Origin of the sequence: Myroides profundi, from assembly GCF_000833025.1 — a bacterium.
Taxonomy (GTDB): Bacteria; Bacteroidota; Bacteroidia; order Flavobacteriales; family Flavobacteriaceae; genus Flavobacterium; species Flavobacterium profundi_A.
This window is the reverse complement of record NZ_CP010817.1, coordinates 3,224,166-3,237,687: the sequence shown is the minus strand read 5'-3', so window position 1 is coordinate 3,237,687 and position 13,522 is coordinate 3,224,166. Positions and strand designations below refer to the sequence as shown.

General features: G+C 38.5%; 6 protein-coding genes, 2 tRNA genes and 3 rRNA genes. All 11 read left to right on the top strand.

All coding sequences use genetic code 11. The features are described from left to right. Window positions 1-89 precede the first annotated feature (89 nt). The 11 genes from MPR_RS14200 to rpsA all read left to right on the top strand — a co-directional run bounded on the left by MPR_RS14200 (window position 90) and on the right by rpsA (window position 13,474). The gene (locus MPR_RS14200; protein WP_041893630.1) at window positions 90-1,160 is read left to right on the top strand and encodes a type II asparaginase; all 1,071 of its coding nucleotides are present in this window, start codon (window positions 90-92) and stop codon (window positions 1,158-1,160) included. A 113-nt stretch (window positions 1,161-1,273) separates the two neighbouring features. Then, window positions 1,274-2,620, top strand: coding sequence for an anaerobic C4-dicarboxylate transporter family protein (locus MPR_RS14195; protein ID WP_041893627.1), 1,347 nt, complete (start codon window positions 1,274-1,276; stop codon window positions 2,618-2,620). Window positions 2,621-2,649: 29 nt separating this feature from the next. Further along, complete coding sequence (locus MPR_RS14190; protein ID WP_041895560.1) at window positions 2,650-3,834, top strand: porin; 1,185 nt, start codon at window positions 2,650-2,652, stop codon at window positions 3,832-3,834. Window positions 3,835-4,508: 674 nt separating this feature from the next. Then, window positions 4,509-6,026: ribosomal RNA gene (locus MPR_RS14185) — 16S ribosomal RNA — on the top strand. An 80-nt stretch (window positions 6,027-6,106) separates the two neighbouring features. Continuing rightward, window positions 6,107-6,180 (top strand) — tRNA-Ile (locus MPR_RS14180). 85 nt (window positions 6,181-6,265) lie between these two features. Further along, window positions 6,266-6,339 (top strand) — tRNA-Ala (locus tag MPR_RS14175). A gap of 118 nt (window positions 6,340-6,457) precedes the next feature. Beyond that, window positions 6,458-9,351 (top strand): 23S ribosomal RNA (locus MPR_RS14170). A 106-nt stretch (window positions 9,352-9,457) separates the two neighbouring features. Then, a 5S ribosomal RNA gene (gene rrf, locus MPR_RS14165) occupies window positions 9,458-9,567 on the top strand. The 16S, 23S and 5S rRNA genes sit together here with 2 tRNA genes alongside, the layout of an rRNA operon. A 382-nt stretch (window positions 9,568-9,949) precedes the next feature. Beyond that, window positions 9,950-10,426 (top strand): Lrp/AsnC family transcriptional regulator, encoded by a 477-nt coding sequence (locus MPR_RS14160; protein ID WP_041893621.1) that lies wholly within the window; start codon window positions 9,950-9,952, stop codon window positions 10,424-10,426. A 2-nt stretch (window positions 10,427-10,428) separates the two neighbouring features. Then, complete coding sequence (locus MPR_RS14155; protein ID WP_041893618.1) at window positions 10,429-11,451, top strand: EamA family transporter; 1,023 nt, start codon at window positions 10,429-10,431, stop codon at window positions 11,449-11,451. Between the two features lie 268 nt (window positions 11,452-11,719). Further along, on the top strand, window positions 11,720-13,474 hold the full coding sequence (gene rpsA, locus MPR_RS14150; protein WP_006258796.1) for a 30S ribosomal protein S1: 1,755 nt from the start codon (window positions 11,720-11,722) through the stop codon (window positions 13,472-13,474). The last annotated feature ends 48 nt before the right edge of the window (window positions 13,475-13,522 follow it).

The following is a 13,522-nucleotide window of genomic DNA, read 5'->3' as shown; positions in this document are numbered from 1 at the left end:
TACAGAATGATATGAGTAGCCTATCTCTGATATAGAATAGAAGATTGTTTTAAAAAAGTAGAAGTTGATTAATTATAATTATAGTAACCATGAAAAAGGTATTTAGTTTAATGTTCGGTGTATTATTAGCATTTCAAATGCAAGCTCAAACTAAAGGAGCTACAAATACATCTAAGGATGAGTCAAGAGTAATCATCCTTGCAACAGGAGGAACAATTGCAGGATCAGGAGAGTCAGCAACCAAAGCAGCTTATACTGCTGGTAAAATTCCGATTGAGAATCTTCTAAATGCTGTACCAGAGATGCATAAGTTTGGTAAGATAAAAGGTGAGCAAATCGCTCAGATCGGTAGCCAAGATATGAATATAGAGACCTGGTTAAAATTAAGTAACCGTATTAATGAGATATTCGAAAAAGATGAGGCTGATGGAGTAGTGATTACTCATGGAACGGATACACAAGAAGAAACAGCTTATTTCTTAGAATTGACTATTAATTCTAAGAAACCTGTGGTATTAGTGGGAGCGATGAGACCTGCGACTGCGATGAGCCAAGATGGAAATAGAAACTTATTAGATGCTGTGATGGTGGCTGCATCTCCAGAGAGTAAAGAAGCTGGAGTAGTGATCGCAATGAATGAAGCAGTATTTGCAGCTAGAGATGTTACGAAAACAGTGACAACTAATATGGCTACATTTCAGTCTAGAAATTTTGGACCAATAGGATTAATCTTTGATGGGAAAGTGAGTTATTACTATAAAACATTAAGATCTCCAGAGAAGAAGTTTAATGTAAAAGGATTAACTAAACTTCCTCAAGTAGAAATCGTTTACGGTTATGCTGATGCTAGTCCTAGAGCTGTTACAGCTGCAAAAGAAGAAGGGGTAGCGGGTATAGTATACGCTGGTATGGGGAATGGTAACTTTAATGCTCCTGTAGGAGATGCTTTAATAGCAGCTGCAAAATCAGGTATTATAGTTTGTCGTTCAGCAAGAGCGGGTGCAGGTAGAGTGACTTTATTTAATGAGGTAGATGATAATGCCCTTGGTTTTGTTGTAGCAGATGATTTAAGTCCTCAGAAAGCTAGAATCTTATTGATGTTAGCACTTACTGAGACTAAGGATAGAGCTGCGATTCAAGATATGTTCTTCAAATATTAAGAGAAATAAATTATAACCATTAATATAGGAGGAGCGCTTACTGAATCTATATGCAGTGTTGCGCTCCTCTTATATAGAATGTAGACTAAAGGTATAATTAAAAATTTGTGGCTATGTTACTATTACAGTTCTGTATCCTGATAGGAATGATTCTTATCGGATCACAAATGAAAGGAATTGGTCTTGGAGTTATGGGAATGGTTGGCTTAAGTATATTCGTATTTGTATTCGGTATGCGTCCTGGTGATCCACCTATAGATGTGATGCTCGTGATTATGGCTATCGTTTCTACAGCGGCTACTCTTCAAGCATGTGGTGGACTAGACTATTTAGTGCAATTAGCTGAGAAAGTAATTCGAAGTAATCCTTCTAATATTGTGTTTATCGCACCATTTACGGTTTATTTCTTTTGTCTTTTTGCAGGGACAGCGCACTTACTATATTCTTTATTACCTATTATTTCTGAGGTAGCAGCTAAAAAGAGAATTAGACCTGAGCGTCCTTTAAGTATCTCAGTGATCGCTTCTCACTTAGCAATAACAGGAAGCCCTATGAGTGCTGCAACAGCTGCTTTTGCTGGAGCTAGTATTTTAGCTTATCCAGGAGCTTTAATAGATATTATGAAGGTGTGTATACCAGCTTGTCTTATTGGTATTTTAATAGGCTGTTTATCTGTTCTTAAGAAAGGTAAAGAGTTAGAAGATGATCCTATATTTATCGAAAAGATGAAAGATCCTGAGTTTGCTAAAAGTCTTGATGCGGAAGAGGTAGGGGATAAAAAAGAATTAAGAAAAGGAGCGAAGACTTCTGTTGTGATATTCTCTATAGCAGTGTTGCTGATTGTTTTAGCAGGTGCTTTCCCTCAATTACTCCCTGTGTTTGAACCTGGTGCTGCGAGCTTAGTGCTTAAGGCTAGTGGTGAATTACAGATGGTGGCAGTGATAAGTATGATTACGTTGACTGCTTCTGCTCTGATGATGATTACAACCAAAACAAGTGCAATAGCAGTGACAAAGGTTAGTCTTTTTAGTTCTATGGCTACTGCTGTCGTTTCTGTGTTTGGGGTAGTATGGATGAGTTCTACTTTTATGGCACATAATGAAGTGGTGATAAAAGCATTTATGACAGATGTGGTTTCTGCATATCCTTGGACTTTTGCTATTGCTGTATTTATTTTAGGAGCCTTGATGTTTAGTCAGGCAGCTACAACGAAAACAATGATGCCTCTAGGGTTGTCTTTAGGATTGTCTAATCCAGCGTTGATTGCAATTTTCCCAGCAGTAAATGCAGATTTCGTATTACCTGGTTATCCAACATTGTTAGCGGCAATTAATTTTGATAGAACAGGAAGTACTAAAATCGGGAAGTTTGTAGTGAATCATAGTTTTATGATCCCAGGATTAGTAGCTATTGGTGTAGCGGTAGCGGCAGGCTTTTTATTAGGAGCTGTATTATTATAAAAAATGAAGTATTAAATAAAAAAATGAAAATGAAAAAGGCATTATTATTAATGACGATGTTTGTAAGTGCGGGAGCAATGGCTCAAGAACCGCAATCTTCTACAGACACGATTGTAAAACCTATTATCCCCGTCGAAAAAGTGGGATTGTTAAAGAATATAGACGTTCTATTTCATACTAGAGTAGGATTTGAGAGTTATTTTGATAACGGAACTTTTACGAACTCTGAGTTTGATAATAATCAAGCTCGTATTGAGATAAAAGGAAAAATACATGATCGAGTGTATTTTAGATTCAGAAATAGATATACTCAGAAATCTGAAATAGGAACGAAAGATCATATCGAAAGAGGTATTGATATGGCATTTGTTGGAGTTTATCTAGATTCTAAAACTAGATTAGACATTGGTAAGATGAGTGCTGACTGGGGAGGATATGAGTTTGATCTAAATCCAATCGAGATTTTACAGTATAATGATATATTGCAACATGCTGATAATTTCTTGACAGGAGTAGGTGTTACTCATACTTTAGATAATGGACATTCTTTTGGATTACAAGTGTTGAACTCTAGAACACAACAATTCGAAGATCAATATAAAGATTTTGATATCTCTAATTTAGAGAAAGCAAAGATGCCTTTGGCTTTTGTAGCGAACTGGAGAGGTAATTTTTTTGATGGAAAGTTCCAAACAAATTATAGTTATAGCTACTTTCAAGAAGCAAAAAGTAAAGCGATGAACTATGTGTCTCTAGGACATAAGTATCAAGATAGTAAGTTAACGATTATGTATGACTTCCAATATAGCAAGGAAGATCTAGATCGTAAAGGGATGGTGAGTTATATGGTAAATAATAAATTAGAAGGTGAAAAAGGTTATGTAAGTGAAAATGTATCTTATATGGATAACTGGATTAAGGCAGATTATCTTGTTACTCCTAAATTAAATTTATCATTAACATTAATGACTAGTAATGCTTATGGTAAAAATATAGAGAGTACTACAAGTGGTACAGATCGTTTGAGAACAAGTTACGGTTTTATACCAACAGTACAGTATATACCATTTAAGGATATTAATGTGAGATTCTATGTGTCTTATGTAGGAAGATATTATAACTACTCATCTTATGCTAAGAATAATTTAGGATTAGAAAATTATAATACAGGAAGATTGACAATAGGATTTGTTGCTCCTTTATTGATACTATAATAGATATCTATATAATAAGTATAAGCTCTAGGTCTTTTGACTTAGAGCTTTTCTTTTTTATAGAAGTAGGTTGGTAGTGTCTTATTATATACAATAGAGTACAATATTAAATACATTCCGCCATCCAACACTTAAATATATATAGTATAGAGATTGTATAAGGCTATAATCTTTTAAAAAAGACAAAAAAACTTTCACTCGTAAAAGGTGATATAATAGAGAGTTATGAAATACTTTTCAAAAACCTTAAAAAAAGGCAAAGATAAGTTTGGAAGTAATGGAAAAGATACTACTTTTGCATCCGCATTAGAGAAGTGATAACGACTCTAGAGGCAGACGATCATAAACAAAAAGTGAAGCAAGAACGACTAAAAAATAAGCTTTAAAAAATTTATAAAAATAAATTTGGATAAGTAAAAAATAAGGTAGTATCTTTGCAGTCCGCTTCAGTAAAAATGGGAGTTGAGCGAAAAAATAAAGAAAAATATTTTCAAAATAAGTTTTGCTAATTCAAAATAAGTTTTTACTTTTGCACTCGCTTTGAAAAACAAGTGAGCCTTAGAAATAAGAAGACACGTTCATAAACATATTGGATTGACAGCATACAAATAAGAGAGTAAGGCAAATCGCAAGATTTGGGATTATACTTTTTTAATTTACGAAATTAAAAATATACGATGAAGAGTTTGATCCTGGCTCAGGATGAACGCTAGCGGCAGGCCTAACACATGCAAGTCGAGGGGTAGAAAGAGCTTGCTTTTTTGAGACCGGCGCACGGGTGAGTAACGCGTATGCAACCTACCTTATACAGGGGAATAGCCCGAAGAAATTCGGATTAATGCTCCATGGTTTATCGATATGGCATCGTATTGATAATAAAGATTTATCGGTATAAGATGGGCATGCGTATCATTAGCTAGTTGGTGTGGTAACGGCATACCAAGGCGACGATGATTAGGGGTCCTGAGAGGGAGATCCCCCACACTGGTACTGAGACACGGACCAGACTCCTACGGGAGGCAGCAGTGAGGAATATTGGTCAATGGAGGCAACTCTGAACCAGCCATGCCGCGTGCAGGATGACGGTCCTATGGATTGTAAACTGCTTTTGTACAGGAAGAAACCTCTCTACGTGTAGAGACTTGACGGTACTGTAAGAATAAGGATCGGCTAACTCCGTGCCAGCAGCCGCGGTAATACGGAGGATCCGAGCGTTATCCGGAATTATTGGGTTTAAAGGGTTCGTAGGCGGCTTTGTAAGTCAGTGGTGAAATTTCCTAGCTTAACTAGGACACGGCCATTGATACTGCAGAGCTTGAATAATATGGAAGTAACTAGAATATGTAGTGTAGCGGTGAAATGCTTAGATATTACATGGAATACCAATTGCGAAGGCAGGTTACTACGTATTTATTGACGCTGATGAACGAAAGCGTGGGGAGCGAACAGGATTAGATACCCTGGTAGTCCACGCCGTAAACGATGGATACTAGCTGTTCGGTTTTCGGACTGAGTGGCTAAGCGAAAGTGATAAGTATCCCACCTGGGGAGTACGTTCGCAAGAATGAAACTCAAAGGAATTGACGGGGGCCCGCACAAGCGGTGGAGCATGTGGTTTAATTCGATGATACGCGAGGAACCTTACCAGGGCTTAAATGTAGATTGACAGATTTGGAAACAGATTTTTCTTCGGACAATTTACAAGGTGCTGCATGGTTGTCGTCAGCTCGTGCCGTGAGGTGTCAGGTTAAGTCCTATAACGAGCGCAACCCCTATTGTTAGTTACCAGCGCGTTAAGGCGGGGACTCTAGCAAGACTGCCGGTGCAAACCGTGAGGAAGGTGGGGATGACGTCAAATCATCACGGCCCTTACGTCCTGGGCTACACACGTGCTACAATGGCAAGTACAGAAAGCAGCTACCTGGCAACAGGATGCGAATCTCCAAAGCTTGTCTCAGTTCGGATTGGAGTCTGCAACTCGACTCTATGAAGCTGGAATCGCTAGTAATCGGATATCAGCCATGATCCGGTGAATACGTTCCCGGGCCTTGTACACACCGCCCGTCAAGCCATGGAAGCTGGGGGTACCTGAAGTCGGTGACCGCAAGGAGCTGCCTAGGGTAAAACTAGTAACTAGGGCTAAGTCGTAACAAGGTAGCCGTACCGGAAGGTGCGGCTGGAACACCTCCTTTCTAGAGAATAATTAATAAGTATGATACTTTACTCTCGCTGTTAATACCAAAAAAAAGAATAAAAGAATTAAGTAATACAGAGTCTAGTAGCTCAGCTGGTTAGAGTACTACACTGATAATGTAGGGGTCGGCAGTTCGAGTCTGCCCGGGACTACTAGTTTACTAGTTCAAAAAGGAATATTTTAGAGGTTGCGTTATCCACAACCCACAAGGCACAGATAACACACTATCTAACTTATGGGGGATTAGCTCAGCTGGCTAGAGCGCCTGCCTTGCACGCAGGAGGTCATCGGTTCGACTCCGATATTCTCCACAAGGACAAAAGTCCATAAGTTCATTGACATATTGATAAAACTTAACTAACAAAACAGTTAGAAAGAATAAAAAGATATAGAAATATATAGAAAGTACGATTCGAAAGAATTGTAAGCACATAAGCAAAATAAGGGCGTATGGGGAATGCCTAGGCTCTCAGAGGCGAAGAAGGACGTGATAAGCTGCGAAAAGCTACGGGGATTGGCACACACGAGTTGATCCGTAGATATCCGAATGGGGCAACCCACTATATTGAAGATATAGTATCCTAATAGGAGGCGAACCCGCTGAACTGAAACATCTAAGTAGGCGGAGGAGAAGAAAACAAAAGTGATTCCGTAAGTAGTGGCGAGCGAACGCGGAATAGCCCAAACCAAAGTTGTTACGGCAATTTTGGGGTTGTAGGACCACGACATTTCTTGCGGATTTAATGAGAATTACCTGGAAAGGTAAACCGAAGAGGGTGATAGTCCCGTATTGGTAAGAGAAGATAAGAATAGTGGTATCCTGAGTAGGTCGGGGCACGTGAAACCTTGATTGAAACTGGCGGGACCATCCGCTAAGGCTAAATACTCCTGAGAGACCGATAGTGAACCAGTACCGTGAGGGAAAGGTGAAAAGAACCGTGAATAACGGAGTGAAACAGATCCTGAAACCATACGCCTACAAGCGGTCGGAGCTTCTTTGTGGGGTGACGGCGTGCCTTTTGCATAATGAGCCTACGAGTTACCGTTGCTGGCAAGGATAAGTGATTAAGTCATGGATCCGTAGCGAAAGCGAGTCTTAATAGGGCGCTTTAGTCAGTAGTGGTAGACGCGAAACCGTGTGATCTACCCATGGGCAGGTTGAAGTTTAGGTAACACTAAATGGAGGACCGAACCGTTTAACGCTGAAAAGTTTTCGGATGACCTGTGGGTAGGGGTGAAAGGCCAATCAAACTCGGAAATAGCTCGTACTCCCCGAAATGCATTTAGGTGCAGCGATAATCGATAGTTACTTAGAGGTAGAGCTACTGATTGGATGCGGGGGCTTCACCGCCTACCAATTCCTGACAAACTCCGAATGCTAAGTAATGATAATTATCAGTGAGGGCATGGGTGCTAAGGTCCATGTCCGAGAGGGAAAGAACCCAGACCATCAGCTAAGGTCCCCAAATGTATGCTAAGTTGAAAAAACGCGGTTTGATTGCCCAGACAGCTAGGATGTTGGCTTGGAAGCAGCCATTCATTTAAAGAGTGCGTAACAGCTCACTAGTCGAGCGATCGAGCATGGATAATAATCGGGCATAAGTATACTACCGAAGCTATGGATTTGCGCATTTAGTTGCGTGAGTGGTAGGGGAGCATTCTAACGGCGCAGAAGGTGATTTGTGAGAATTGCTGGAGCTTTTAGAAAAGAAAATGTAGGCATAAGTAACGATAAGGGGTGCGAGAAACACCCCCGCCGTAAGACTAAGGTTTCCTCAGCTATGCTAATCAGCTGAGGGTTAGTCGGGACCTAAGGCACACCCGAAGGGGGACGTCGATGGCCAACGGGTTAATATTCCCGTACTACTAATAATTGTGATGGAGTGACACAGTGATGAAAGCACCGCGAACTGACGGAATAGTTCGTTGAAGCACGTACCTATAGGTTTGATAGTAAAATGCGTCAGACTTGGAGAAATGCGATAGTACTTTGAGTCTTCGGACAACGAGATAGTGTGCCTAAGGGCTGTCAAGAAAAGCTTCTAAACTTAGATTATTAGTACCCGTACCGTAAACCGACACAGGTAGTCGAGGAGAGTATCCTAAGGCGCTCGAGAGATTCATGGCTAAGGAACTAGGCAAAATAGACCTGTAACTTCGGGAGAAAGGTCGCCAGCGCAAGCTGGCCGCAGTGAAAAGGTCCAGGCGACTGTTTATCAAAAACACAGGGCTCTGCAAAATCGTAAGATGACGTATAGGGCCTGACACCTGCCCGGTGCTGGAAGGTTAAGAGGAGATGTTATCGATGAGTAATTGTTGAGAAGCATTGAATTGAAGCCCCAGTAAACGGCGGCCGTAACTATAACGGTCCTAAGGTAGCGAAATTCCTTGTCGGGTAAGTTCCGACCTGCACGAATGGTGTAACGATCTGGACACTGTCTCAGCCATGAGCTCGGTGAAATTGTAGTATCGGTGAAGATGCCGATTACCCGCAGTGGGACGAAAAGACCCTGTGCACCTTTACTATAGCTTAGTATTGTTCTTGGATAAGTGATGTGTAGGATAGGTGGGAGACTGTGAAATGGCGTCGCTAGGCGTTGTGGAGTCATTGTTGAAATACCACCCTTTGCTTATTTGAGATCTAACTCCCTGATTGGGGAGGACATTGCTTGGTGGGTAGTTTGACTGGGGTGGTCGCCTCCAAAAGAGTAACGGAGGCTTCTAAAGGTTCCCTCAGCACGCTTGGTAACCGTGCGTAGAGTGCAATGGTATAAGGGAGCTTGACTGAAAGACTAACAAGTCGAACAGGTACGAAAGTAGAGCATAGTGATCCGGTGGTTCCGCATGGAAGGGCCATCGCTCAAAGGATAAAAGGTACGCCGGGGATAACAGGCTGATCTCCCCCAAGAGCTCATATCGACGGGGGGGTTTGGCACCTCGATGTCGGCTCGTCACATCCTGGGGCTGGAGAAGGTCCCAAGGGTTGGGCTGTTCGCCCATTAAAGTGGCACGCGAGCTGGGTTCAGAACGTCGTGAGACAGTTCGGTCTCTATCTACTGTGGGCGTTAGAAATTTGAGTGGATCTGATTCTAGTACGAGAGGACCGAATTGGACCAACCTCTAGTGCATCTGTTGTCTCGCCAGGGGCATCGCAGAGTAGCTACGTTGGGAAGGGATAAGCGCTGAAAGCATATAAGTGCGAAACCCACCACAAGATGAGATTTCTTTAAAGGGTCGTTGGAGATTACAACGTTGATAGGCTATAGATGTAAAGACAGTAATGTCAAAGTCGAGTAGTACTAATAACCCGTAAGCTTATGTGAATCTCCCCTTGTTTTTAACAAGGGGAGGGCAACTTTCTAAATTATAGTTAAGTTTAAAATATCAATATAGTTAAAAATATTAGTTACGTTAAAGTAACAACCGATTTAAGGTGGTTATTGCAGCGGGGCTCACCTCTATCCATTTCGAACAGAGAAGTTAAGCCCGCTAGCGCAGATGGTACTGCTAACCAGTGGGAGAGTATGTCGCCGCCTTTCTTTAGAAATCCCCAATCTCGTGTGAGGTTGGGGATTTTTTTGTTTATATAGGGTAGGTGTATTTTGTTTCATTGGACAAGAAGGGATTAGTGACAAAGGTTTAGGGGATCAGTGACAAAAGTTGGGGACTACGCAAAAAGTCTAGTTAATCTAAAAAGGAAAAACTTCTTATCTTTAATACCTCTATACATCATATGGAAATAAGATGTTGTGCTATATTTGTATTTTATCTTTTTTTACTCCCCCACAATTCCATCTCTTTCTTTTTATTTGTATATAATTCTGTGATTAAAATAATTGACCGAATTATATTCTAAATTTATTTAAAATGTTTGTATATAATTCTTTTTGTATATATCTTTGTACTCGTTAAATAGATATGATGGAATATAAGTTAGACGAGATTGATTTAAAGATTCTGCGCATGATGCAGGATAATGCTAGAGTTAATAATTCTGATATAGCAAAGGAACTTGGTATGGCTCCCTCTGCAGTATTAGAAAGAGTGAAGAAGTTAGAGAATAAGGATGTTCTATTAGCTTATCACGCAAAAGTTAATCCTAAAGCATTAGATCAAAAGATGCTTTCTTTTATTTTTATTAAAGTTGATGAAATTATTGGAGATGAAGAGACAGGAAGACTTTTGGCAGAAATTCCAGAAGTTTTAGAAGTACATGATATAGCAGGTGATGATGGTTATATGATTAAAGTACGTACAACTGACTCATTAGCTTTAGTGCATTTAATGAGAAATTCACTGTCAAGGATTCAAGGAATTATTTCAACTAGAACAATTATAGTTTTACAAACAGTTAAAGAAGAAAATAAATTAATTATACCAGAAAGGTTAGAGTATTAGTTATGGGAGCAGTTAGTACAAATAGCACAAGTAAAAGCACTGTCGTTGCAGCTTATATCGTTGTATATTTTGTTTGGGGATCAACATTCTTTTTTATTCACAAAGCATTAAGTGATTTTTCGCCTTTTGTTTTAGGAACGTTACGTTTCTTTAGTGCAAGTATTCTTTTATTAACTTACTGTAAAATGAAAGGATATAAATTGTTTAATAAGAAAGTAGTTAAACAAGCATGTATTACAGGGTTTTTATTACTCTTTATAGACATGGGAGCTTTGATTTGGGCAGAACAACATGTGTCAAGTGGTATTGCCGCTATTATGGCAGCAGCAGCAGCTTTATGGTTTGTCATATTGGATAAGCCTCAATGGAAGAATAACTTTTCAAGTATACCAACTGTACTAGGTTTGATTCTTGGTTTTGTAGGTGTGATTATGTTGTTTGCTGAGCAAATTAATATTGCTAGCGATGAATCACAACGTCTGTTGAATATTTTCTGTATGGTCTTATTGATTTTAGGATCTATTGCTTGGACTGCTGGATCATTGTATTCGAAATATTCTAAAGATAAGAATACTGATGAAGGAGAAGATCTTCATGTGATGGTTAAAACTTCTTGGCAGATGATTACTGCTGGTATACTATTCTGTTTAGTAGCATTATTAAATGGAGAGTTTGCTGCATTTGATCCTGCAGAAGTGTCTGTGTCAGGATGGTTTTCATTAGGTTATCTAATAACTTTTGGTTCTATTTTAGCTTTTGGTTCGTATATCTGGTTAATTCAGAATAGACCAGTAGTAGAGGTTAGTACTTATGCTTATGTTAACCCTGTTGTAGCTGTGGCATTGAGTTATTTCTTTACAGATGATATTATCACTAGTTTACAAATTGGTGGATTAGTAGTTGTATTATTGAGTGTAGGCTTAATGAACTGGGACTTATATAAGAATAGTAAGTTTATTAAAATATTTAATAAGAAGTCGAAAGCATCTACTAGTGATAAAGAGAAATTGAATATAACGAATTAGAAGTTTATATCATATAATATATAAATTAAGGTCTATTGCTTTTAGCATAGACCTTTTTTTGTATCTAATGCATTTGATTAACAATGTATTGATGGAATAATAATGTCTTTAATTTTTTGTATATCAAATATATTATTATAATTTTGCACCGCTTTTAGTTCAGAGAAGTTTCGCTAAAAGCATTAATTTTAAATGTTAAACAACTTCTAGTATTTTATTCTGATATATAGAAACTTATAAAATCTAGAATACAAATTTTTTATCAGAGATGTCTGAAAATATTAAAACACAAGAAGAGTTCTTAAAGGATTTTAACTGGGAAAACTACGAAAATGGTATCGATGCAGTTGAAGAGACTCAATTAAAAGAATTCGAAAGCCTAGTAGAAAAAACTTTTATTTCTACTGATGACGAAGAAGTAGTAGAAGGAGTTGTAGTTAGAATTACTGACAGAGACGCTATCGTTGATATCAACGCTAAATCTGAAGGTGTTATTTCTTTAAACGAGTTCCGTTACAATCCAAACTTAAAAGTTGGAGACAAAGTTGAAGTATTAATCGACGTAAGAGAAGATAAATACGGACAATTAGTATTATCTCACAGAAAAGCTCGTACTATCAAAGCTTGGGATAGAGTTATCGCTGCTCACGAGTCTGGAGAGATTGTTAATGGATTCGTTAAATGTAGAACTAAAGGTGGTATGATCGTTGACGTATTCGGAATCGAAGCATTCTTACCAGGTTCTCAAATTGACGTTAAACCAATCCGTGATTACGATCAATACGTGAACAAAACAATGGAATTCAAAGTAGTTAAAATTAACCACGAATTCAAAAACGTTGTTGTTTCTCACAAAGCACTTATCGAGGCTGATATTGAAGTTCAAAAGAAAGAAATTATCGGTCAATTACAAAAAGGTCAAGTGTTAGAAGGTGTTGTTAAAAACATCACTTCTTACGGTGTATTCATTGACTTAGGAGGTGTAGATGGATTAATTCACATTACTGACTTATCTTGGTCAAGAATCAACCACCCAAGTGAAGTATTAGAATTAGACCAAAAATTAAACGTTGTTATCTTAGACTTTGATGATGAGAAAACAAGAATTCAATTAGGTTTAAAACAATTATACGCTCACCCATGGGATGCTTTAGATGCTAACTTAAACGTTGGTGACAAAGTTAAAGGTAAAGTAGTTGTTTTAGCTGATTACGGTGCTTTCATCGAAGTTGCTGAAGGTGTTGAAGGTTTAATCCACGTTTCTGAAATGTCTTGGTCTACTCATTTAAGATCAGCTCAAGATTTCGTTAAAGTAGGAGACGAAGTAGAGGCAGTTATCTTAACTCTTGATAGAGAAGAGAGAAAAATGTCTTTAGGTATTAAACAATTAACTCAAGACCCTTGGACTGATATCACTTCTAAGTACCCTGTAGGTTCTAAACATAATGGTATCGTTCGTAACTTTACTAACTTCGGTGTATTCGTAGAATTAGAAGAAGGAATTGATGGATTAATTTACATCTCTGACTTATCTTGGACTAAGAAAATCAAACACCCATCTGAGTTTGTAAACGTAGGAGATAAATTAGACGTAGTTGTATTAGAGTTAGACGTTGAAGGGCGTAAATTATCTTTAGGACACAAACAAACTACTGCTAATCCTTGGGATAAATACGAAGATGCTTACGCTGTTGGAACTGTACATTCAGGAGAAATCTCTGAATTAGTTGACAAAGGTGCTACTGTAGTATTCGAAGATGATGTTGTAGCTTTCATCCCAACTCGTCACTTAGAAAAAGAAGACGGTAAAAAGTTGAAAAAAGGTGAAACTGCTGAATTCAAAATTATTGAGTTCAACAAAGAATTCAAAAGAGTAGTTGCTTCTCACACTTCTATCTTCCGTGAAGAAGAAGAGAAAAACGTAAAAGCTGTTGAAACTGCAAATAATTCTGCAGAGAAAACAACTTTAGGTGATATCGACGCTTTAGCTGAATTAAAAGAAAGAATGGAGAAAGGAAAATAATTCCTAACCTATAAATTTCAAAAGCCCTAACATTTATGTTGGGGCTTT